At 67.1% G+C, this 20,472-nt stretch carries 21 protein-coding genes, 1 pseudogene and 2 riboswitches; of the genes and pseudogenes, 11 read left to right on the top strand and 11 right to left on the bottom strand.

All coding sequences use genetic code 11. The annotated features are described in order from the left end of the window. Nucleotides 1–36: 36 nt before the first annotated feature. The gene (locus tag FR943_RS08635; RefSeq protein WP_308170508.1) at nt 37–1,050 is read left to right on the top strand and encodes an SMP-30/gluconolactonase/LRE family protein; all 1,014 of its coding nucleotides are present in this window, start codon (nt 37–39) and stop codon (nt 1,048–1,050) included. Nucleotides 1,051–1,197: 147 nt separating this feature from the next. On the opposite strand, the pseudogene FR943_RS26850 reads toward FR943_RS08635, so the two are convergent. After that, a pseudogene (locus FR943_RS26850) lies at nt 1,198–1,506 on the bottom strand (MarR family transcriptional regulator); the annotation flags it as partial. Nucleotides 1,507–1,605: 99 nt separating this feature from the next. Between FR943_RS26850 and FR943_RS08630 the strand changes: the two are divergent. Both FR943_RS08630 and FR943_RS08625 read left to right on the top strand, forming a co-directional pair. After that, entirely contained in the window at nt 1,606–2,550 is a 945-nt protein-coding gene (locus FR943_RS08630) for a helix-turn-helix transcriptional regulator (RefSeq protein ID WP_217156028.1), read from the top strand. A gap of 114 nt (nt 2,551–2,664) precedes the next feature. After that, entirely contained in the window at nt 2,665–3,891 is a 1,227-nt protein-coding gene (locus FR943_RS08625) for a D-alanyl-D-alanine carboxypeptidase family protein (RefSeq protein ID WP_217156027.1), read from the top strand. A 139-nt stretch (nt 3,892–4,030) separates the two neighbouring features. On the opposite strand, the gene FR943_RS08620 is transcribed toward FR943_RS08625, so the two are convergent. Further along, entirely contained in the window at nt 4,031–4,888 is an 858-nt protein-coding gene (locus FR943_RS08620; RefSeq protein ID WP_308170507.1) for a nitronate monooxygenase, read from the bottom strand. 22 nt (nt 4,889–4,910) lie between these two features. Next, nucleotides 4,911–4,975, top strand: a riboswitch (guanidine-III (ykkC-III) riboswitch). 12 nt (nt 4,976–4,987) lie between these two features. Between FR943_RS08620 and FR943_RS08615 the strand changes: the two genes are divergently transcribed. Further along, the gene (locus FR943_RS08615; RefSeq protein ID WP_217156026.1) at nt 4,988–5,305 is read left to right on the top strand and encodes a DMT family transporter; all 318 of its coding nucleotides are present in this window, start codon (nt 4,988–4,990) and stop codon (nt 5,303–5,305) included. A gap of 127 nt (nt 5,306–5,432) precedes the next feature. Here the strand turns inward: FR943_RS08615 and yhjD are convergent, their stop codons facing one another. From yhjD to FR943_RS08600, 3 genes are read right to left on the bottom strand one after another with little or no spacing between them, the layout of a single operon-like run. Next, a complete protein-coding gene (gene yhjD / locus FR943_RS08610; RefSeq protein WP_217156025.1) occupies nt 5,433–6,455 on the bottom strand; it encodes an inner membrane protein YhjD in 1,023 nt (340 codons plus the stop codon). Between the two features lie 21 nt (nt 6,456–6,476). Next, nucleotides 6,477–7,493 (bottom strand): tryptophan--tRNA ligase, encoded by a 1,017-nt coding sequence (trpS, locus tag FR943_RS08605; protein ID WP_217156024.1) that lies wholly within the window; start codon nt 7,491–7,493, stop codon nt 6,477–6,479. Between the two features lie 25 nt (nt 7,494–7,518). After that, entirely contained in the window at nt 7,519–7,914 is a 396-nt protein-coding gene (locus FR943_RS08600) for a MarR family winged helix-turn-helix transcriptional regulator (RefSeq protein ID WP_217156190.1), read from the bottom strand. A gap of 124 nt (nt 7,915–8,038) precedes the next feature. On the opposite strand from FR943_RS08600, the gene FR943_RS08595 reads away from it, so the two are divergent. Beyond that, nucleotides 8,039–8,620 (top strand): TIGR03086 family metal-binding protein, encoded by a 582-nt coding sequence (locus FR943_RS08595; RefSeq protein ID WP_217156023.1) that lies wholly within the window; start codon nt 8,039–8,041, stop codon nt 8,618–8,620. On the opposite strand, the gene FR943_RS08590 is transcribed toward FR943_RS08595, so the two are convergent. From FR943_RS08590 to FR943_RS08580, 3 genes are all read right to left on the bottom strand, one after another. Continuing rightward, entirely contained in the window at nt 8,573–8,851 is a 279-nt protein-coding gene (locus FR943_RS08590) for a HepT-like ribonuclease domain-containing protein (protein WP_246584938.1), read from the bottom strand. The two genes, FR943_RS08595 and FR943_RS08590, sit on opposite strands and share 48 nt — an antisense overlap. A 20-nt stretch (nt 8,852–8,871) precedes the next feature. Continuing rightward, nucleotides 8,872–9,180: a nucleotidyltransferase family protein gene (locus FR943_RS08585; protein WP_308170506.1), complete on the bottom strand. Its 309-nt coding sequence runs from the start codon at nt 9,178–9,180 to the stop codon at nt 8,872–8,874. 197 nt (nt 9,181–9,377) lie between these two features. Further along, a complete protein-coding gene (locus FR943_RS08580; RefSeq protein ID WP_308170505.1) occupies nt 9,378–10,187 on the bottom strand; it encodes an exodeoxyribonuclease III in 810 nt (269 codons plus the stop codon). Between the two features lie 72 nt (nt 10,188–10,259). Here FR943_RS08580 and ephH point away from each other — a divergent pair, with 72 nt between their 5' ends. Continuing rightward, on the top strand, nt 10,260–11,087 hold the full coding sequence (gene ephH / locus FR943_RS08575) for an epoxide hydrolase EphH (RefSeq protein ID WP_217156021.1): 828 nt from the start codon (nt 10,260–10,262) through the stop codon (nt 11,085–11,087). 21 nt (nt 11,088–11,108) lie between these two features. Here the strand turns inward: ephH and FR943_RS08570 are convergent, their stop codons facing one another. Beyond that, nucleotides 11,109–13,364 carry an NADP-dependent isocitrate dehydrogenase gene (locus tag FR943_RS08570; protein ID WP_217156020.1) on the bottom strand — a complete coding sequence of 752 codons (2,256 nt, stop codon included), beginning with the start codon at nt 13,362–13,364 and terminating at the stop codon, nt 11,109–11,111. Nucleotides 13,365–13,588: 224 nt separating this feature from the next. After that, a riboswitch (SAM riboswitch) is annotated at nt 13,589–13,720 on the top strand. 169 nt (nt 13,721–13,889) lie between these two features. Here FR943_RS08570 and FR943_RS08565 point away from each other — a divergent pair. Genes FR943_RS08565 through FR943_RS08555 form a run of 3 tightly spaced genes read left to right on the top strand, consistent with a single transcriptional unit; the run spans nt 13,890 to nt 17,096 of the window. Then, a complete protein-coding gene (locus tag FR943_RS08565) occupies nt 13,890–15,221 on the top strand; it encodes a bifunctional o-acetylhomoserine/o-acetylserine sulfhydrylase (RefSeq protein WP_217156019.1) in 1,332 nt (443 codons plus the stop codon). A 19-nt stretch (nt 15,222–15,240) separates the two neighbouring features. Next, nucleotides 15,241–16,371, top strand: a complete 1,131-nt coding sequence (metX, locus tag FR943_RS08560; protein ID WP_217156018.1) for a homoserine O-acetyltransferase MetX — start codon at nt 15,241–15,243, stop codon at nt 16,369–16,371. Continuing rightward, nucleotides 16,368–17,096 carry a class I SAM-dependent methyltransferase gene (locus FR943_RS08555; RefSeq protein WP_217156017.1) on the top strand — a complete coding sequence of 243 codons (729 nt, stop codon included), beginning with the start codon at nt 16,368–16,370 and terminating at the stop codon, nt 17,094–17,096. The genes metX and FR943_RS08555 overlap by 4 nt, the downstream gene beginning before the upstream one ends. A gap of 65 nt (nt 17,097–17,161) precedes the next feature. Here the strand turns inward: FR943_RS08555 and FR943_RS08550 are convergent, their stop codons facing one another. Further along, entirely contained in the window at nt 17,162–18,703 is a 1,542-nt protein-coding gene (locus tag FR943_RS08550; protein ID WP_217156016.1) for an FAD-dependent monooxygenase, read from the bottom strand. After that, nucleotides 18,700–19,320 carry a TetR/AcrR family transcriptional regulator gene (locus FR943_RS08545; RefSeq protein WP_217156015.1) on the bottom strand — a complete coding sequence of 207 codons (621 nt, stop codon included), beginning with the start codon at nt 19,318–19,320 and terminating at the stop codon, nt 18,700–18,702. The genes FR943_RS08550 and FR943_RS08545 overlap by 4 nt, the downstream gene beginning before the upstream one ends. Nucleotides 19,321–19,423: 103 nt before the next feature. Between FR943_RS08545 and FR943_RS08540 the strand changes: the two genes are divergently transcribed. Both FR943_RS08540 and FR943_RS08535 read left to right on the top strand, forming a co-directional pair. Next, nucleotides 19,424–19,768 carry a type II toxin-antitoxin system Phd/YefM family antitoxin gene (locus tag FR943_RS08540; RefSeq protein WP_217156014.1) on the top strand — a complete coding sequence of 115 codons (345 nt, stop codon included), beginning with the start codon at nt 19,424–19,426 and terminating at the stop codon, nt 19,766–19,768. Between the two features lie 9 nt (nt 19,769–19,777). Next, on the top strand, nt 19,778–20,401 hold the full coding sequence (locus FR943_RS08535) for an ATPase (RefSeq protein WP_217156013.1): 624 nt from the start codon (nt 19,778–19,780) through the stop codon (nt 20,399–20,401). Nucleotides 20,402–20,472 lie beyond the last annotated feature (71 nt).

Raw genomic sequence — 20,472 nt, 5'->3', positions numbered from 1 at the left:
GCCGCCGGAATGCCGTTTCGGCGCCAGACTGGCGGCGTGTCACGCAAACCCCCCATCGATCCCGTGCGGTGGAACCCACCACCCATCGATCGCTTGCCCGACGCCGGTCCGGCCGCCTTGAGCGTGGTGCCCATGCCCGGCGATGGGCCGGAGGACGTCGTCGCCGACGCGGCCGGGCACCTGTGGACCGGTCTGGTCGACGGACGCATCGTGCGGGTGTCACCGGACGGAGCCGCAACCGTCATCGCCGACACCGGCGGCCGTCCTCTCGGCATGCACGTCGCCCGCGACGGGCGAGTGCTGATCTGCGACAGTCACCGCGGGCTGCTGGCGTTGGACCCCGAAACCCGCAAGCTGTCGACACTCGTCGATTCAGTGGCCGGCCGACCACTGATGTTCTGCTCCAACGTGACGGAAACATCAGACGGCACAATCTATTTCACCGAATCGACCAGTACGTTTCGGTTCGAGCACTTCTCCGCGGCCATCATGGAGGCCCGCGGGCGCGGCAGCCTGTTCCGGCTGGGCAGCGACGGGTCCGTCAGCACAGTGCTGGACGGTCTGTACTTCGCAAACGGGGTGACCGTCACCGCGGACGGATCGGCGCTGGTGTTCGCCGAGACCCAGGCGCGCCGGCTGTCGAAATACTGGCTGTCGGGCCCTCGGACCGGCACGGTGACACCGTTGGCAGTCCATCTGCCCGGGTATCCGGACAACATCTCCACCGGAGCCGACGCCCGGATCTGGGTGGCGATGGTATCCCCGCCGAACACCGCCGCCGAGAGTCTCGCGCCGCGAGCGCCCGTCATTCGCAAGCTGCTGTGGCGATTACCCGACCGTCTCCAACCTCAGATCGGTCCGCAAGTCTGGGTGCTGGCATTCGACGCTGACACCGGGCGGCCCGTCAGCGGTATCCGTATGCGGCACCCGAGCTTTGGTGTGGTTACCGGTGTCGTCGAGCTGGACGGTCGGCTGTGGATGTCCAGCATCGAGTTCCCGGCGCTGGCCTACGCCGAGAGCTGGGACCCGATCCACCAATCCGTCACGTAGCCGCTTGGTGCTGTCCCCCAACGCCACCACCTGGTCTCGGGTCAGCGCGGCGAGGTAGAAGTGGCGCACCAACATGACATAGGTGCGCAGCACCGGCCGCAGATACTCCTGGCCGCGTCGGGTGATCCCGACCACGACCGCTCGCCCGTCCTCGCGGCTGCGGAACCTGCGGACCAGGCCGCGCCCTTCGAGCCGGCGGACCTGCCACGTCACCCGGCTCGGCACCACCGTCAAAGCTTCTGCCAGGGCACCCATCCGAAGATATCGATGCCGGGCGCTGTTGAGCTGGATCAGGAGGTGCACCTCATAGATCGAGAGCGCACATCGAGCCGTGAGCGCCGAATTGATCTCCCGACAGAGCAGTTCCGCCGACTCTGCAAAACTCTCCCAGCTCTGCCACTCGACGTCGCTGAGCACCGTGGTTCCCGGACACTCCACAGCTTCGACTGCCACCATCGATCCACTCCCTCTCCGCCCGCCGGGCGATCACAACCCATCCGGCGGATTTGGTCTATGCAGATTGGGACAGCACCCGGCGTCCTACACTGCTGGTTCATGGACGTGCCGTTGGCTCGGACCCGTATCACGCGGCTCGAAGATCTGAGCGATGCGGTCAACGACGCGGGACTGAGCGCGTTCCAGATGTCCCGCGAGCCGCCCAGCGGAAGCCTTGTGCACGCGGCCCACGATGGCGTCGCGCTCAGTTCCGGCCGCTTCGACAGCAGGGTTCAGATCCGCGGCCCCCTGTCCGACGACGCGCTCTCGATCGCCGTCGGCCTACGGATTCCACCACGCAACCGGCTCCTGCTCCGCGAAATCGACTCGGGCGTCGTCACGATATTTCGTCCTGGCGACGAACAAGAGGCGTTTCACGACGTCAACTCGCTCTATGCCGTCCTCACCCTCAGCCCGGAGATTTTGGAGCGGGAAGCGCAGCGCTACGGATTCATCCTCTCCCCCAAAGCCTTTCGACGCACCGGAATCCACCCTCGACCCTTGGGACCGACACACCTGGCCACGATCTCCACCTTCCTGGCACACCTGCATCGCAATCACCACCAGATGCGGCTCGGCTCGGCCACTTTGGCAGACATCGCCTCGGCGTTCGTCGGTCATTTCGCACAGGATCCCGCACCCCTGCCGATCCTGACCCTGCGCCGGCGCCAACGGGTGGTCGAGTCGGCCCGCGCCCACATCCATCAACACTTGGACCAACACCTCGACATCGAGGCCGTCGCCCGCCACACAAACGTGTCACGGCGCACGCTGGCCCGCGCGTTCGAGGAAACGCTGGGCGAATCCCCTCAGTGCTACATCACCCGAATGCGGCTGCACCACATCCGGTCCGACCTGCTCACGCCCACTCGGTCACCAGCCACGATCGCCGAGGTGTCCAACCGGTGGGGCGTCGGCGAACTTGGCCGCATGGCTGCCCGGTACCGCGCCCTGTTCGGTGAATTGCCGTCACAGACCCGCGCCCGAAACAACGGCGCGTGTTGAGCGGGGCGGAAGCTCCGAATCAGCTTCACAAACCACCCAGTTTTCACACCAGTCACACACGTCACAGCGTGGCAAACCGGAAATGGCGCCCGTATCACCTAATCTTCGGACACGATGGCGACGTTGCGGAGGACCACCCGGAGCGCCGTGTCCGCGCTTGCGGCACTGGCGATGCTGACGGCACCCTTGATGACCGCCGGTCTGGCCAATGCCGATCCAGCGCCTGCGCCCGCCGCGGAGTGCCCGTACAAGGTGACCACTCCTCCGGCGGTGGATGCCTCCGAGGTACCCAAGCCGGGCGACCCCACGCCCGGCCCACTGCCGGTGCCCACCAAGACAATTGGCGGCGAGGCGCTGTCCAGCTGCGGGGTGATCACCGCGCCGGGTACCCCACAGCTGCCCAACGATGTCTCCGCCGAGGCCTGGCTGGTCGCCGACCTGGATACCGGCGACATCATCGCCGCGCGCGACCCGCACGCACGGCACCGCCCGGCCAGCATCATCAAGGTGCTGACCGCGACGGCCGCACTCAACGAACTCAACCTCAACAAGCTGGTCGCGGGCACCCAGGACGACGCCAACTCCGAGGGCACCCGTGTCGGCGTCGGCCCCGGCGGCCGGTACACGATCAACGATCTGCTGCACGGCCTGCTGATGCACTCCGGCAACGACGCCGCGCACGCCCTGGCGATGCAACTGGGCGGCGTGGACCCCGCGTTGCAGAAGCTGAACATCCTGGCCGGCAAGCTCGGTGGCCGTGACACCCGGGCCGCGACGCCGTCAGGTCTGGACGGGCCGGGCATGAGCACCTCGGCCTACGACATCGGGCTCTTCTACCGCTATGCCTGGCAGAACCCGGTATTCGCCGACATCGTGCACACCGAGAGCTACGACTTCCCCGGGCGCGACGGCAACCCGTCTTACGAGATCGAGAACGACAACAAGCTGCTCTACAACTATCCGGGTGCGCTCGGCGGCAAGACGGGATACACCGACGACGCCGGCCAGACCTTCGTCGGCGCTGCCGAACGCGATGGGCGACGCCTCGTCGCGGTTCTGATGAAGGGCACCCGGGTGCCGATCGCGCCCTGGGAGCAGGCCGCGCATCTGCTCGACTACGGCTTCGCGACGCCCGCGGGCACCAAGGTGGGCACCCTCGTCGAACCCGACCCCTCACTCAAGCCCAAGCCGGCCGAAGATCCGACCACCGCCCAGGCCGCGTCGGTGCTGCCGCCCGCCGACGCCCTACCGGTGCGGGTGGGCGTCGCGATCGTCGGTGGGGTCATCGTGTTCATGCTGATGATGGGCGCGCGATCACTGAATCGCCGTACCATCCGCTGATTTTCGGCCACGCCCCGCCCGGGAGACCCCAGCAATCGGTCGCGAATTTGCCGATTCAGCTGACAAGTAATTGCCGCTGAAGTTAAATACATCCCGGGCCTGCCGATCCGTCGCCGCTCTCGACGGTTTGGCAGGCCTGTCAACGCCAGCGTCCGAGGAGCTCAGCGGCCCCGGCGGCCAGCGACGTCACGACCTCGGCCGCCGTCGCCGGACGCCAAACCGCACCGACGCCCTGCCCCGCGTTGACGGGTGATCCGCGGAGCACCCGCTCGGGAATGCTTGCCGGCCACCGATATCCGGCTGCCACATCGAATTCGCTCGTCAGCTCGGTAGCCTCGGCGTCGGCAGCGAAGAGGGCGTCACGCGCCGCAGCGGGGGTCAGCGCTTCGGCGCAGGCGGCGAACGCGGTCCCCACCCAGGCTGCGGCCGCCCCGGCCGCCAACACCGCGGCCACCGCCCGTGCCGACGCGATGCCACCGGCCGCCAACACCGGTACGTCGACGGCGTCGAGCACGTCGGCCAGAAGCGGCAGGGTGCCGACGGTCGGCTCACCGTGTCCGCCGCCTTCCGCACCACGCGCCACCAGCACGTCCACCCCGGCGTCGACCGCGCGCCGGGCGGCGTCGACCGTGGCCACCTGGGTCGTCACCGTCAGGCCCGCGTTGTGTGCCCGGCGCACCCACGCCCAGTCGTCTCCGAAACTCACGCTCAGCAGTGCCGGTCGGGCCGCCACCGCCGCGTCGAGCAGAGCCGGTCGATCCTGGGCCACCCAGTGCACCAGGCCGATTCCGCATCGTTGGCCGTCCAGTTGGGACAGCTCGGCGGTCAGCTGTGCGGCGGTGGCCGAACTGCCCATCCCGACCATGCCCAGCCCGCCGGCTGCCGAGACGGCGGCGGCCAATCGGCCTCCGGCCGCACCGCCCATCGGCGCGTTGACGATCGGAACATCGATACCCATTGACTGCGACCACGCGGTTGCCAAGCTCACAGCCTGCAATGTTACGTCGTTGTTACAATCGAACCCGCCAGCACATGGCACCGGACGAGGCGCACCCGTACCCGGCCAGCGACAAGACGGGATGTGTGGAGGTGAGTCATGGCGTGGCTGATTCTCGTCGTCTCAGGTGTCCTGGAAGCGGTATGGGCGACGGCGCTGAGCAAGTCCGAAGGTTTCAGCCGACTGGTTCCGTCAGTGGTATTCGTAGTGGCGCTGGCTCTTTCGATGATCGGTCTGGCCATCGCCATGCGCAGCCTGCCGCCGGGCACCAGCTACGCGGTGTGGGTTGGCATCGGCGCGGTACTGACGGTCGGTTTCGCGATGCTCACCGGCGCGGAGTCGACGTCGGTGGTCAAGGTCCTGCTCATGCTCGGCGTCATCGGCTGCATCGTCGGCCTGAAGGTCGTCAGCCACTGACGGCGGGCTCTGGGACGCGGTCTCACGCCCTGGCATTGTCACGCTGGAGTGGCTGTCGAGCTCCGGCGTCACTCTGGCGTGACAATGGCGCCGCGGCAATCTGGCGTGGCGAGCGGCGTGCCAACCACTAACGCCGGAACAACCGCGAAAGCCCCAGGGCACCAATGGCTCCCATGGCAGCCGCGGTCAACGCGCCGGCCATCCCGATCCCCTCGTGGACCTGCACCCGCGTCACGATCTGCGCGGGGTCCGGCGGGGCCACCGGCGCCTCGGCCAGACTCTCGGTGGACGTCGCCGCCCAGGCCGTGGCGAACAGGATGAGCCGCGCGGTGACGTAGGCGAACACCATCAACCCGAGAACCGGGCCGAACGTCGCCCCGGCCGGGCCGTTCAGCACGGACTGCAGGTAAATCGATGCCACCTGCTTGAATACCTCGAAGCCCACGGCCGCCAGCAGACCGGCCCGAAGCGACCGGCGGAACGGCACCGGCTCGCGGGGCAACCGGGAGATGATCCAGGTGAACAGCAGCCAGGAGATCGAGACCGACACCGCCACCGAGATGGCGCGCAGCCCGCCGCCCAGGGCAGCACCGTCGTGGAAACCTATCCAGTGCAACACTTTCCGCATCAATGCCGGATCACCGAGTGCAGTCAGTGCGATGGTGACCACCATCGCCAGGAACGCCGACACCAGGGCGAACAGATCCGATAGCTTGGTGCCGACGAAGTTGGACTCGGCATGTTGATGCTGCTCCCACATCTGGCTCAGCGCCTCACGCAGGTTTGCCATCCAGCCCAGGCCGGCCCAGGCCGCGGTCGCCAGGCCGATCACCCCGACCGTGCCGCGCGAGGCGATGGCCGAGTCCATCAGCGTGACCAGTTGCTGCCCCAGATCACCGGAGACGGCTGAGCGGATCCGGTCCTCCAGCTCGGCCAGCAGCTCGGGACGGCCGGCCAGCACGAAACCCCCGGCGGCGAAGCCGACCATCAGCAGGGGGAACAGCGCGAAGATGGTGAAGTACGTGATACCGGCGGCGTAGAAGTTGCCGTTGCAGTCGTTGTAGCGCTCCTGCGCCCGCATCACATGGTCGAACCAGGGGAAGCGGGCCCGCATCCGGGCCAGCAATCCAGGCTTCTCCGGCTCGTCCACCGCCAACCCCTCCCTTGGCGCTCATGATGTTTGCTGGAGAAACCCTATCCTGTCGTAAACCCGCGCGAGGGTATTGCTCGCGACCTCACGGGCGTGTTCCGCGCCGGAAGCCAGCACTGCCTGCAGTTCTGCCGGATCGGCCAGCAGCTCGTCCACGCGTGTCTTGATCGGGGTGACGAACTCGACGACCGCCTCGGCGGTCTCCTTCTTGAGATCGCCGTAGCCGCGGCCGGCGTAGCCTTCGACCAGCTTGGCGATGTCGGTGCCGGTCACCGCGGACTGGATGGTCAGCAGGTTCGAGATACCCGGCTTGGCCTCCGGGTCGAACCGGATCTCGCGCTCGCTGTCGGTCACCGCCGAGCGGATCTTCTTGGCCGTGGCCTTGGGGTCGTCGAGCAGGCTGATCAGCCCGGCATCGGACACCGCGGACTTGCTCATCTTCGCCGTCGGGTCCTGCAGGTCGTAGATCTTGGCGGTGGCCTTGGGGATCATCGCCTCGGGAACGACGAACGTGTCGGGGAACCGGGCGTTGATCCGCTGCGCCAGGTCGCGGGCCAACTCCAGATGCTGACGTTGATCCTCGCCGACCGGGACCAGGTCGGTGTCGTAGAGCAGCACGTCGGCGGCCATCAGCACCGGATAGGTGAACAGGCCCACGGTGGTGGCGTCGGCCCCCTGCTTCTGCGACTTGTCCTTGAACTGCGTCATCCGCGAGGCCTGACCAAAGCCGGTGAAACAGCCCAGCACCCAAGCCAATTGACTGTGCTCGGCAACATGGCTCTGGACGAACACGGTGCTGCGCGACGGATCGATACCCAGCGCCAGGTACTGCGCGGCGGTCACCAGCGTGCGCTGGCGCAGGGTCTCGGGGTCCTGCGGCACGGTGATGGCGTGCTGGTCGACGACACAGAAGAACGCCTCGTAACCGTCCTGCAGCTGCGCCCAGTGCGTGACGGCACCCAGTGCATTGCCGAGGTGCAGGGAGTCGGAGGTGGGCTGTGCGCCGGAGAACACGACCTGTTTGCTTGCGCTACTCATGATGCTGTCGATTTTCGCACTGACGTCATCGGGATTCTTCGCGGGTCAACTGCTGCAGCACCCGAAGGAAGACTTTCCGATCATCGGCGGAAAGCTCACCCAACCAACGCTCCTCCCCGTGCTGGATCTCCCGCTGGACCGCATCCTTGACCGCGCGGCCCGCCTCGGTGATGGCCAGTAGCCGAACGCGGCGGTCGTCGGGATCGGCCTCGCGCGCAATGAAGCCCTGCTGTTGCAGGTCATCGAGGGTGCGGATGATGCGGGTCTTGTCGGCGCCGATCGCCTCGGCCAATGCCGCTTGCGTCCGTATCGAGGAGCGGTCGAGTGCCAGCAGGACGACGTAGCCCCACATCGATACGCCGTGCGCGTCGAGCACCGGCTGTTCGGCGGCGATCAGCTCCCGCAGCAACGGGGCAAGCATGGCGGCCAGATCGGGGCGTCGAGACACCGAACAAGCGTAAGCGTTGCAATATGATGTGCTCGCGCTTATCGTAAGCGTATGCCTACTATTGATACCGACCTTGCTCCCGTTACATCGCGTTGCCGTGCTCCGCTCCGTGGACGCCGTCGACGCCGTCACCGCTTCCGACTTGGACCGCCCCACCCCCTGTGCGGGGTGGACTCTGGCCGATCTCCTGGCCCACATGACCGTGCAGCACCGCGGGTTCGCGGCGGCCGCGCGCGGGCGCGGCGCCGATGAGTCGGCCTGGGACGTGACGACCGTCGCGGACGCCGTGCACGCCGACCCGGCCGGCACCTACGCCGCTGCCGCCCGCGCCGTGCTCGACGCATTCGCCGCCGACGGAATCGCCGAGGCGACGTTCGCACTGCCCGAGTTCGGACCGAACGCCACGTTCCCCGGCACGCTGGCGATCGGGTTCCATTTGGTCGACTACGCCGTGCACGGCTGGGATGTCGCCGCCGCCCTGGGCGCGTCATACGAACTGCCGGACGACGTCATCGCCGCCGTACTTCCACTGGTCATGGCGATCCCCGACGGTGACTTCCGCGACAGTGCGGTCTCGCCGTTCGACCGGGCCGTCAACGCCTCGGCCGCAACGGATTTCGACAAGGTCCTGCTATATCTGGGCCGGCGCCCAGACTGGCGGCGAACGTCTCACCCTTGAAGGAGGTCGCGAAAGAACTAGCTCCAACTCGGGAAGCTTGTCGGTGATCACTTGCCACACCAATGCATCATCGACGTCCGTGTACCCGTGAATCAGGATGTTGCGAAAGGCCACAATCCGCGCAAGCTCTGGGATCTTCGCCGATAATTCCTTGTCTACCTTGGATAGTCGATTGAGAGCTTCACCAACGATCTCAAGCTGACGTTCGACCGCAGAGCGCCTGCCGAGCATCCCAAAGGCATTTCCTTGCATCACGCGGCATATAGCGCTTCCCGTGTTCGCATGACATGTTGTTTGAAGTAGGGATTCTTGATACTCGACACCGTCACAACGTCGACCGAGCGCCCGAAGATCCGTTCAAGGCCTTCTTTCAGAGAGAAGTACTGGTCGAAGTAGTCAAAGTCGGCGCCTAAGTCGAACTCGACGAGGACATCTACGTCACTGGACTCGGCGTCGAACGAATCCCCGACGGCAGAACCGAACACATCCAGCCGACGCACCAGAAGCTTTCGGCACAACTCTTCGACTTCCTGCCGTTTCGATTCGACGACCTTGTGCACCGGCGCCACCTCCACGAGATATTGTCCCGGCCAACGTAGGGCCTGTCTCGCAACCTTCTGTATCGGCGTCCTGCGCCGAACACTAAGCCGAGGATTACAGCCACATACTGACCACAACCCCCAGCACAAGCGCGCCTAAGCCTATCCCGGCGATAGTTCCCTGTGCACAGCACGGGTAATGAATGTCCGGACTGTACTCAGCCGTAACAGACCGTCACCGGTGAATGGTCCGACCAGCGCAACGCGTACAGCTCGGCCCGGTCGACGCGTGTGGACACTGCCCGCCCCGCCAGCCTCGGGCTGGCCAGGTGATAGTCGATGCGCCAGCCGGCGTCGTTGTCGAACGCCTTACCCCGCCACGACCACCAGCTGTACGGCCCGGCCACATCGGGATGCAGCACCCGCACCACGTCCACCCAGCCGGTCCCCAGCAACTCGGTCAGCCAGGCGCGCTCACTGGGCAGGAACCCGGACTTCTTGAGGTTGCCCTTCCAGTTCTTGATGTCGTTCTCGGTGTGGGCGATGTTCCAGTCCCCGCACAGCACGGCGGCACGGTCACGTAGCTCGCCCATCCGGGCCGCGAGCACCGCCATGAACCGTTCCTTTTCCAGCTGACGGTCCGTCTCGGCCTCACCGGTGGGCACGTACACGCTGGCCACCGTCACCCCGGCGGTATCCACCTCGAGATAACGCCCGTGTGTCTCGAACTCGTCGGAGACCAGGAGCCGGGCCGCGTCGATGGGGTGTCGCGACAACACGGCAACGCCGTTGCGGCCCTTGACATGTGGAACCGCCGAGGCCAGGTTCCAGCCGTCGGCCAGCGCAGGCGCCAACGCATCGTTGAGCTGCTCGTCATCGGCGCGGGTCTCCTGCAGACACACCACATCGGCTTCGGTTTCCTTGAGCCACGGCAACAGACCGAGATTGTCGGTGGAGCGCTGCTTGACGGCTGCGCGGATACCGTTGACGTTGATGGTGCTGACGGTCAAAGGTCCAGGGGGTGCCACGGCCCAGACCCTACCGACCCGCCCGGACAGCCCCCTTGCGGTACCGGAGGTATCACCTTAATGTCTGGCGGCATGGCTGAACGTGCACCCATCCACCTCGGATCGGGCGAACCGATCCTGCTGCTACACCCCTTCCTGCTGTCCCAGAGCGTGTGGAAGTACGTCGCGCCCCAGCTGGCCCAGACCGGCCGCTACGAGGTGTTCGCCCCGACCATGGCCGGGCACCACGGCGGCGCGCATGCACCGCTGCTCCTCGATGTCGCCGCATTGGCCGACGACGTGGAACGCCGGCTCGACGAGCTCGGCTGGACCACCGCCCACATCGTCGGCAACTCCCTCGGCGGTTGGGTGGCCTTCGAACTGGAGCGCCGTGGCCGGGCCCGCACGCTGACCGGCATCGCTCCCGCGGGCGGCTGGTCGATGCACACGCTGGCGAAGTACGAGATCATCGCCAAATTCATGGCCGCCCTGCCGGTAGTGCTGACCACCGCGGTGTTGCGTCGGCAGCTGCTGAAACTGCCACTGACCAAACAGATTTCCTACCTCGCCGTCAGCTCGACGCCCGACGTGCTCAACGACAGCGACCGCCGTGACCTGATCGACGACCTGGCCCACTGCCCGGCGTACTTCAAACTCATGGTCAAGGCCCTGACCACCGCGGGCCTGATGGAGATCGCCGACTCCCACACCCCGACCCAGCTCGTCATCTGCGAGAAGGACCGCGTGCTGCCGGCGCCCCGGTTCACCCGGCACTTCACCAAGAGCCTGGCGCCGGACGCGGTGGTCACCACGCTCAAGGGCGTCGGCCACGTCCCGATGTTCGAGGCCCCCGACACCATCACCGGGTTGATCGCCGAGTTCGTGGACCGGCACGTCGGCCCGGCCCGCGCGACCGGTTGAGCCGCGCGGGCGACCGCGAACCTAAGCCTTCTCGGACGTCGCCAGATCCTCGTTGAGGGTCTTGCTGGGCCGCATCACCGCAGCGGTCTTCTCCGGGTCCGGGTAGTAGTAGCCACCGATGTCGGCCGACTTGCCCTGGGCCGCATTGAGTTCGGCGACGATGGTCTGCTCGTGCTCGGCCAATGACTTGGCCAGCGGCGCGAAGTGCTCGGCCAGCTCCTTGTCCTCGGTCTGCTCGGCCAGCGCCTGCGCCCAGTACAGCGCCAGGTAGAACTGGCTGCCCCGGTTGTCGAGCTCACCGGTCTTGCGTGACGGAGACTTGTTCTCGTTCAGCAACTCTCCGGTCGCGGTGTCCAGCGCGGTGGCCAGCACCTTGGCCTTGGCGTTGTCGGTCTTGTTGCCCAGATCGTCGAGGCTGGCGCCCAGGGCCAGGAACTCGCCGAGCGAATCCCAGCGCAGGTGGTTCTCCTCCACCAGCTGATGCACGTGCTTGGGGGCCGAGCCGCCGGCACCGGTCTCGTACAGCCCGCCACCGGCCATCAGCGGCACGATCGAGAGCATCTTGGCGCTGGTGCCCAACTCCAGGATCGGGAACAGGTCGGTCAGGTAGTCACGCAGGATGTTGCCGGTCACCGAGATGGTGTCCTGGCCGCGGATCAGCCGCTCCAGGGTGTAGCGCATGGCCCACACCTGCGGCAGGATCGTGATCTCCAGGCCCTCGGTGTCCTCTTCCTTGAGGTAGGCCTTGACCTTCTTGCGCAGCTCGTTCTCGTGCGGACGCTCATCGTCGAGCCAGAACACCGCAGGCATACCGGACAGCCGGGCACGATTGACGGCCAGCTTGACCCAGTCGCGGATCGGGGCGTCCTTGACGATCGGCATCCGCCAGATGTCGCCCTCTTCGACGTCCTGGCTCAGCAGCACCTCACCGGAATCGATGTCGACGATCTTGGCCACGCCAGCCTGCGGAATCTCGAAGGTCTTGTCGTGGCTGCCGTACTCCTCGGCCTTCTGCGCCATCAGACCGACGTTGGGCACCGTGCCCATCGTGGTCGGATCGAACTGGCCGTGGGTCTTACAGAAGTTGATCACTTCCTGGTACATCCGGGAGAACGTCGACTCCGGGTTGACCGCCTTGGTGTCCTTGGTGCGGCCGTCGGCGCCGTACATCTTGCCGCCGAGACGGATCATCGCCGGCATCGAGGCGTCGACGATGACATCCGACGGCGAGTGGAAGTTCGAGATGCCCTTGGCCGAATCCACCATGGCCAGCTCGGGCCGGTGCTCGTGGCAGCGGTGCAGATCCTCGATGATCTCCTCACGCTGCGAGGCCGGCAACGCCTCGATCTTGCTGTAGAGGTCCGACAGCCCGTTGTTGACGTTGACGCCGAGCTCGTCGAACAGCTTCTCGTGCTTGGCGAAGGCGTCCTTGTAGAAGACCTTGACGGCGTGGCCGAACACGATCGGGTGGCTGACCTTCATCATGGTGGCCTTGACGTGCAGCGAGAACATCACGCCGGTCTTGTAGGCGTCCTCGATCTGCTCTTCGTAGAAGTCGATCAGGGCCTTGCGGCTCATGTACATCGAGTCGATGACGTCGCCCTCGTCGAGCTTGACCTCGGGCTTCAAAACAATCGTTTCCCCGACCCCGCCGTCTTTCGGGCTGGTCTCCAGCTCCATGCGAACGTTGCGGGCCTTGTCCAGCGTCATCGACTTCTCACCGTGATAGAAGTCGCCGGTCTTCATGGTGGCCACGTGGGTACGGGAGGCCTGGGACCACTCGCCCATGCTGTGCGGGTGCTTGCGGGCGTACTCCTTGACCGCCTTGGGGGCGCGGCGGTCCGAGTTGCCTTCGCGCAGAACCGGGTTCACCGCGCTGCCGAGGATCTTCGAGTAGCGATCGCGGATCGCCTTCTCCTCGTCGGTCTTGGGATCACCCGGGTAGTCGGGGACGGCGTAGCCCTTCTCCTGCAACTCCTTGATCGCGGCGGTGAGCTGCGGGACCGAGGCGCTGATGTTGGGCAGCTTGATGATGTTGGTTTCGGGCAGCTGGGTCAGACGCCCCAGCTCACCCAGGTTGTCCGGGACGCGCTGTTCTTCGGTCAGGTAATCACCGAACTCGGCCAGGATGCGGGCCGCGACCGAGATGTCGCTGGTCTGGATGTCGATGCCGGCCGGTTCGGCAAAGGCCCGGATGATCGGCAAGAAGGAGTACGTCGCAAGCAGCGGCGCCTCGTCGGTCAGCGTGTAGATGATGGTCGGCTGCTGGGCAGTCATGGTTGCTCTCCCGGCGTCAGTTCGGGTCGACGAGGATCACTCGCCCTCACCCGTGGTTATTCGCTGCTGTCGTATCGCGGGCCAGACTACAAGGGCACGAACCGCCGCGACGGGGCAGCTTTCGTTACTGACCAGTAACTTTGGTGCCCGGCGAGACACCCTGCCACCCCACTCCGAACCAACCGACTGGCACCGGCTCAGCGCGTTGCGATAAGCTGCAGGCCGGTCATGAGTGCCAGCGTCAAGCCCCGGCTTGCTGGCCGGCAACCCTCCAACCGCGGTGGGGTGCCCCGGGTGATGACCAGGTTGAGTAGTCGACGGAGAAATTCCGGCCGGCTACAAGGCAAGCGCGGGTCCGAAGGTACGGGCCCCCAGACAGACAGGGAAACCTGATGGAGGCCAGCCATGTGTATGTGTCCGTGACCCCAAAGTGTCCGCTCGCCGTCATCGACGGCAGGCCCGACGCCCGGTAGCCGACCGCACACCTACCTTCCTCATCCCCTCACCCGGAGGAGACACCCAGCCATGACAACCCCCGAAAGCGCCGCAGCCTGGTCGTTCGAGACCAAGCAGGTCCATGCCGGGCAGACGCCCGATGCCGCGACCAAAGCCCGGGCGCTGCCGATCTACCAGACCACCTCCTACACGTTCGACAGCACCGATCACGCCGCCGCCCTGTTCGGCCTGGCCGAGCCCGGCAACATCTACACCCGCATCGGCAACCCCACGACCGATGTCGTCGAGCAGCGCATCGCCGCCCTCGAAGGCGGTGTCGCCGCGCTGCTGCTGTCCTCGGGCCAGGCCGCCGAAACCTTCGCCATCCTCAACCTGGCCGGTGCGGGCGACCACATCGTGTCCAGCCCGCGGCTGTACGGCGGCACCTACAACCTGTTCCACTACACGCTGCCCAAGCTCGGCCTGGAGGTCAGCTTCGTCGAAGATCCCGACAGCCTGGACAGCTGGCGGGCCGCGGTGCGCCCCAACACCAAGGCGTTCTTCGCCGAGTCCATCTCCAACCCGCAAATCGATGTCCTCGACATCCCCAGTGTGGCCGCGGTGGCCCACGAGAACGGCGTGCCGCTGATCGTCGACAACACCATCGCCACGCCCTATCTGATCCAGCCGATCGCGCTCGGCGCCGACATCGTCGTGCACTCGGCGACGAAGTACCTGGGCGGGCACGGTTCGGCGATCGCCGGGGCGATCGTCGACGGCGGCACGTTCGACTGGACCAGCGGCCGGTTCCCCGGCTTCACCACCCCCGACCCCAGCTATCACGGGGTGATCTTCGCCGAACTCGGCGCGCCCGCCTTTGCGCTCAAGGCCCGGGTTCAGCTGCTGCGCGACCTCGGGAGCGCCGTCGCACCGTTCAATGCCTTTTTGATCGCCCAGGGATTGGAAACGCTGTCGCTGCGTGTTGAACGCCACGTGGAGAACGCGCAGAAGGTTGCCGAATACCTGGCCGGGCACCCGGGCGTGACCTCGGTGAACTACGCCGGGCTGCCCACCTCGCCCTGGTACGAGCTGGGCCGGAAGATCGCCCCCAAGGGCACCGGCGCGGTGCTGGCGTTCGAACTGGCCGGCGGCGTGGAGGCCGGCAAGGCCTTCGTCAACGCCTTGACGCTGCACAGCCACGTCGCCAACATCGGCGATGTGCGCTCCCTGGTGATCCACCCCGCGTCGACCACGCACGCGCAGCTGTCCCCCGAAGAACAGCTGTCCACCGGCGTCACCCCCGGCCTGGTCCGGCTGGCCGTCGGGATCGAGGGCATCGACGACATCCTGGCCGACCTGGAGCAGGGGTTCGCCGCCGCCCGGCCGTTCAGCGGTGCTCCGCAGACAGCGGCCACGGTGTAGGCGGCGAGAGAAGACCGTCATGACGATCACCGAAGAACCGGCCGTGTCCACCCTCCCCTTGCCCGCCGAAGGCGAAACCCGCGTGGTGCACATCGGTGACCTCACGCTGGAGAGCGGCATTGTGCTGCCGGACGTGTCGATCGCCGTTCAACGGTGGGGCGAGCTGTCACCCGAACGCGACAACGTGGTGATGGTGCTGCACGCCCTGACCGGTGACTCCCATGTCACGGGACCGGCCGGCGACGGTCACCCGACCGCGGGCTGGTGGGACGGAGTGGCCGGCGCAGGCGCCCCGATCGACACCGATCGGTGGTGCGCGATCTCGACGAACGCGCTCGGCGGCTGCCAGGGCTCCACCGGGCCGGGCTCACCGGCACCGGACGGAAAGCCTTGGGGGTCACGGTTTCCCGCGATCACGATCCGCGATCAGGTCGAGGCCGACCGGGCCGCGCTGGCCGCCTTCGGGATCACCGAGGTGGCCGCGGTGGTCGGCGGGTCGATGGGCGGAGCCCGGGCACTGGAGTGGCTCGTCGGATATCCCGACGAGGTTCGCGCCGGGCTGGTGCTGGCCGTGGGCGCCCGGGCCACCGCCGATCAGATCGGCACCCAGAGCACCCAGGTGGCCGCGATCAAGGCCGACCCGGACTGGCAGGGCGGCGATTACCACGGCACCGGCCGGGCCCCGCTGGCCGGCATGGAGATCGCGCGACGCTTCGCGCACCTGACCTACCGGGGCGAAGAAGAGCTCGACGAACGGTTCGGCAACACCGCCCAGGGCGACGAAGACCCGACCGACGGCGGGCGCTACGCCGTACAGAGCTACCTCGAATACCAGGGCGGCAAATTGGCCCGCCGATTCGATCCGGGTACCTACGTGGCGCTTTCGGACGCGCTGTCCAGCCACGATGTCGGCCGGGGCCGCGGCGGGGTGGCCAGCGCGCTGCGCAGCTGTCCGGTGCCCGTCATCGTCGGCGGGATCACCTCCGACCGGCTCTACCCGATCCGCCTGCAACAGGAACTGGCCGAGCTGCTGCCCGGCTGCAACGGCCTGGAAGTCGTCGACTCGGCCTATGGGCACGACGGCTTCCTCGTCGAGACGGAGGTGGTGGGCAAATTGATCCGCCGCACACTGGAGCTGGCGGCACGGTGAGCACGCCCCAGCAGCGTTCCCTGTCCTTCGGCTCGGAAGCCGCGGCCTATGAACGCGGCCGGCCGTCGTATCCGCCCGAGGCGATCGACTGGCTGCTTCCCGACGGTGCCCACGATGTGCTGGACCTGGGCGCGGGCACCGGCAAGCTGACCACCCGGCTGGTCGAGCGTGGGCTGGACGTCAAAGCCGTCGACCCGATTCCGGAAATGCTTGAGCTGCTGTCGAATTCACTACCCGACACGCCGGCGCTGCTGGGCACCGCCGAGGAGATCCCGCTGGCCGACAACAGTGTCGACGCAGTGCTGGTGGCCCAGGCCTGGCACTGGTTCGACCCGGAACGGGCGGCCAAGGAAATCAGCCGGGTGCTGCGGCCAGGCGGCCAACTGGGCCTGGTGTGGAACACCCGCGACGAACGATCGGGCTGGGTCAAGGACCTGGGCCGCATCATCGGGCCCGAGCACGACCCGTTCAACAACGAGGTGACGCTGCCCGAGCCGTTCGGCGAGATCGAGCGCCGCCAGGTGGAGTGGACGAGTTACCTGACGCCCCAGGCCCTGATCGATCTGGTGGCCTCCCGCAGCTACTGCATCACCTCACCCGAGCAGGTACGTACCCGCACGCTGGGGCAGGTCCGCGAGCTGTTGGCCACGCATCCGGCGCTGGCCAACTCATCGGGGCTGGCACTGCCGTACGTCACCGTGTGCATCCGGGCCACGCTGAACTGAGCCGAGCGTTGGCTCGTGTGCCAACTTTCGCCGAAAAGTGGCACCCAAAGCCCACTTTCGGCAAGCTAGGCGCTGAGTTCTTCGGCGACCGGCCCGCCGAACCAGCGTTCCACCGTTGCACGCAGGCCGTCGGCGGCTGAACCGTCCGCGCTGTCGGTGGCCCAGGCGACGTAGCCGTCGGGACGGATCAGCAGAGCCGCCGCGGGCGCCTCGGCCATTGGGGCGATCTCGATGTCGATCGCGATGTCGCGGCCGCCGCGCACCGACTCGGCATACTTGCCGCCCGCCAGATCCAGTAGCAGCGGCCGGCCCGAACGCAGCAGCTCGGCCACCCGGCGGCCGTCGTCCAGCGTCACGTCGGGGACGAAGTACCCGGACAGCCGATGGTCGTCGCCCACCTCGTAGCGGACATCGGATCCCGCGAGAACCCCGGCGATGTGCGCCGATCCGTCCGGTGTCGCCAGTATTTCACCGAAAAGTGTTCGCAGCGCTCCAACTTCGGGTCCAGCGGCCATCAGCGCGGATTGGGCCATGGAGTGCATCATCACCCGCTGCCCGGCCGGCCAGCGCTCACTGTGATAGCTGTCCAGCAGGCCGACCGGTGCACAGCCCCGCACGGCAGCGGCCAGTTTCCAGCCCAGGTTCATCGCATCCTGCAGGCCCAGATTCAGGCCGGGCCCGCCCATGGCCGAATGTACGTGGGCGGCATCACCGACCAAGAACACGTTGCCGGCCCGGTACTGTGCGGCCTGCCGGGTGTTCTGGCCGTTGATCCGCCGCAGGGCATGCGGGCCTGGCCAATTGGGCGGCCCCAGCGGCAGCTCGGTCCCGATCACCCGGTGCACGCTGGCGCGCAACTCGTCGATGGTCAGTTCCGGGGCGTCGTCGGGCAGCAGGGCACCGTATTCGATGGTGCCGACCATGGACCGGCCGGGCTGGAATTCGGCATAGATCAGCACTCCCCCATCGAAACGATGGTGCCCGAACGGGATTTCACCAAGACCCGGCACCTCGATGCTGCCCAGCCCGGTGCGCAGCTCCTCGGGCAGTCCGACGTGGGCCACCCGGGCGACGACGTCGGCAGTCAGTCCGGGAAACTCGATGCCGGCCCGTTTGCGCACCTGGCTGCGCCCGCCGTCGGCGCCGACCAGATAGGTGGCGTGCAGCCGATGGTCGCCCGAGGGGGCGGCGACGTCGACCGTGACCCCACCGGATCCCTGCGCGAAGTCCAGGAGTTCATGGCCCCAGCGGATCTCGACGCCCAGGGCGGTAACCCAGTCCACGAGCTCACGTACCACCCGGGGCTGCTGGATCAGCATGCCGTACATCGGGTTGTCGGCGACGCCGGCGAACGGCACCTGCAGGCCCGCGAAGATGTAGCCGTCCATCTGCTGCGGAGGCTCGTTCGAACCGCTCAGCCTCTGGTAGAGCCCCCGCAGGTCCAGTACCCGGTTGGCCTGTCCGAGAATGCCGTTGGCCTTGAGTTCGGAGCTGGGAGCGGCCAGCCGCTCGAGCACCACCGGCCGCACCCCGGCCAGCGCCAACTCCCCGGCCAGCAACAGCCCGTTGGGGCCGGCACCGGAGATGACGACGTCGATCGGGTTCATGGCTTTCCTCCGGGCTCGGGCAGGCCCGCGGCCACCGCCGCGAAACCCGCACGGATCACTTCGATGATCGGAATCGGTTGGTCGGCCGCGGCGTACGCGTCCATCGCCACGTCGCCGACGGCAGCGATCACCGCGGCCACCAGCCGGGGATACATGTCTCGGACCGGGTCGGTGCCGGTGCGCTCGGCGATGGCGGTCACCCACTCGTCGTGCAGCCGCCGGAACGAGGCGTCCCGGATCTCGGGGATCATCAACAGCTTTCGCACCTCGACCAACTGGGCGCGGGTCGGCAACGCGTTCTCCGCACCGTAGACGTCATCGAAGTCCGCAGCCAGCGGGGCCACCACCGATTCGGTGATCGCGGTCCACAGCGGCTCGTCGGCCGGGCGTCCGCGCAGCATCTCGATGCTCTGCTGCAGGCGTTCGACCTGCCGGTAGGCCAGCGCGTCGTACTTGCCGGCGAAGTAGTTGGTGAAGGTGCGTAGCGACACCCCGGCCCGGTTGGCGATGTCCTCGCGGGTGATGTCGTCCAAGCCGCGCTCGAACATCAGGGCCAGTGCGGCATCGCTGAGCGCACGCCGGGTGTTGAGTTTCTTGCGTTCCCGCAATCCGGTCATGCGACCAACGGTACGGAAATATTGCCCATTGGGCAATATTGCCTTTCGGGCATAAATCGGCGGCGGCTCTGGTCGAAATAGTCAAAATGGCTAAAATGGCCATATGGCTACCCTGACGTTCCGCAACCGCGCCGGCGAGCTGGTCGACGTGCCGACCGTGGCGGCGACGCGGTTCAAGAACGAATTCGCCGCGATCGTCGAGCAAGCCGCGCTCGGCGGCGCCGTCACCATCACCAAACACAATGCCCCCAAGGCGGTGTTGGTGTCCTACGCCGAGTTCGAGGCGCTCACCCGCGCCGCGGCCCCCGCCCTCGACGAGCTGACCGGGGAGTTCGACACCCTGCTGGAACGCATGCAGACGCCCGAATCCAAGGCGGCGATGGCGGCGGCGTTCGATGCCACCCCCGAACAGCTGGCCGCCGCGGCAGCCGCCGCACAACGGGGCTGATCCCGGCAGGTGCCCGGCATCTACGTCCTCGCCGGCGTCAACGGCGCAGGCAAGAGCAGCCTCGGCGGTGCCGCCATCCGATCCTTCGGCGGCGACTACTTCAATCCCGACGAGGCCGCCCGCGCGTTGCTGGCCGCCAATCCCGGGCTGGACCAGACCCGGGCCAACAGCCTGGCCTGGCATCAGGGCAAACGGCTACTGGAACGCGCCATCGCCGAAAAGCTGGACCTGGCCATCGAATCCACGCTCGGCGGCGCCACCATCCCCCGATTGCTGACCCTAGCCGCGAGCGCCGGCTTCGAGGTTCGCATCTGGTTCGTCGGGCTGGCCTCCCCCGAACTGCACATCGAACGCGTCCGACACCGGGTCAGCGCCGGCGGCCACGACATCCCGGAATCCTCGATCCGGCGCCGATGGCGGCACAGCCGGCAGAACCTGGTTGAATTGCTGCCGGTGCTCACCGAACTGCGGGTCTACGACAACTCTGCCGACGCCGATCCGGCCGGTGCGCGCGCCCCGCTACCGGTGCTGGTTCTGCATGTGGCCGGCGGCGAGATCGTCGGCCCGGCCGATCTGTCGGCCACTCCGGACTGGGCGAAACCGATCGTCGCCGCGGCCCTCAAACTCGGGTGAGCTAGCTGTAACTCTCGGGGAGGTTGTGAACGGCGTGGCGCCGGTGAACAGGTGAGGGCCTCCGGTATCGG

Source organism: [Mycobacterium] fortunisiensis (genome assembly GCF_019050325.1).
Taxonomy (GTDB): Bacteria; Actinomycetota; Actinomycetes; order Mycobacteriales; family Mycobacteriaceae; genus Mycobacterium; species Mycobacterium fortunisiensis.
Note: the sequence above shows the minus strand (reverse complement) of the source record. Positions and strands in the feature narration are given on the sequence as shown.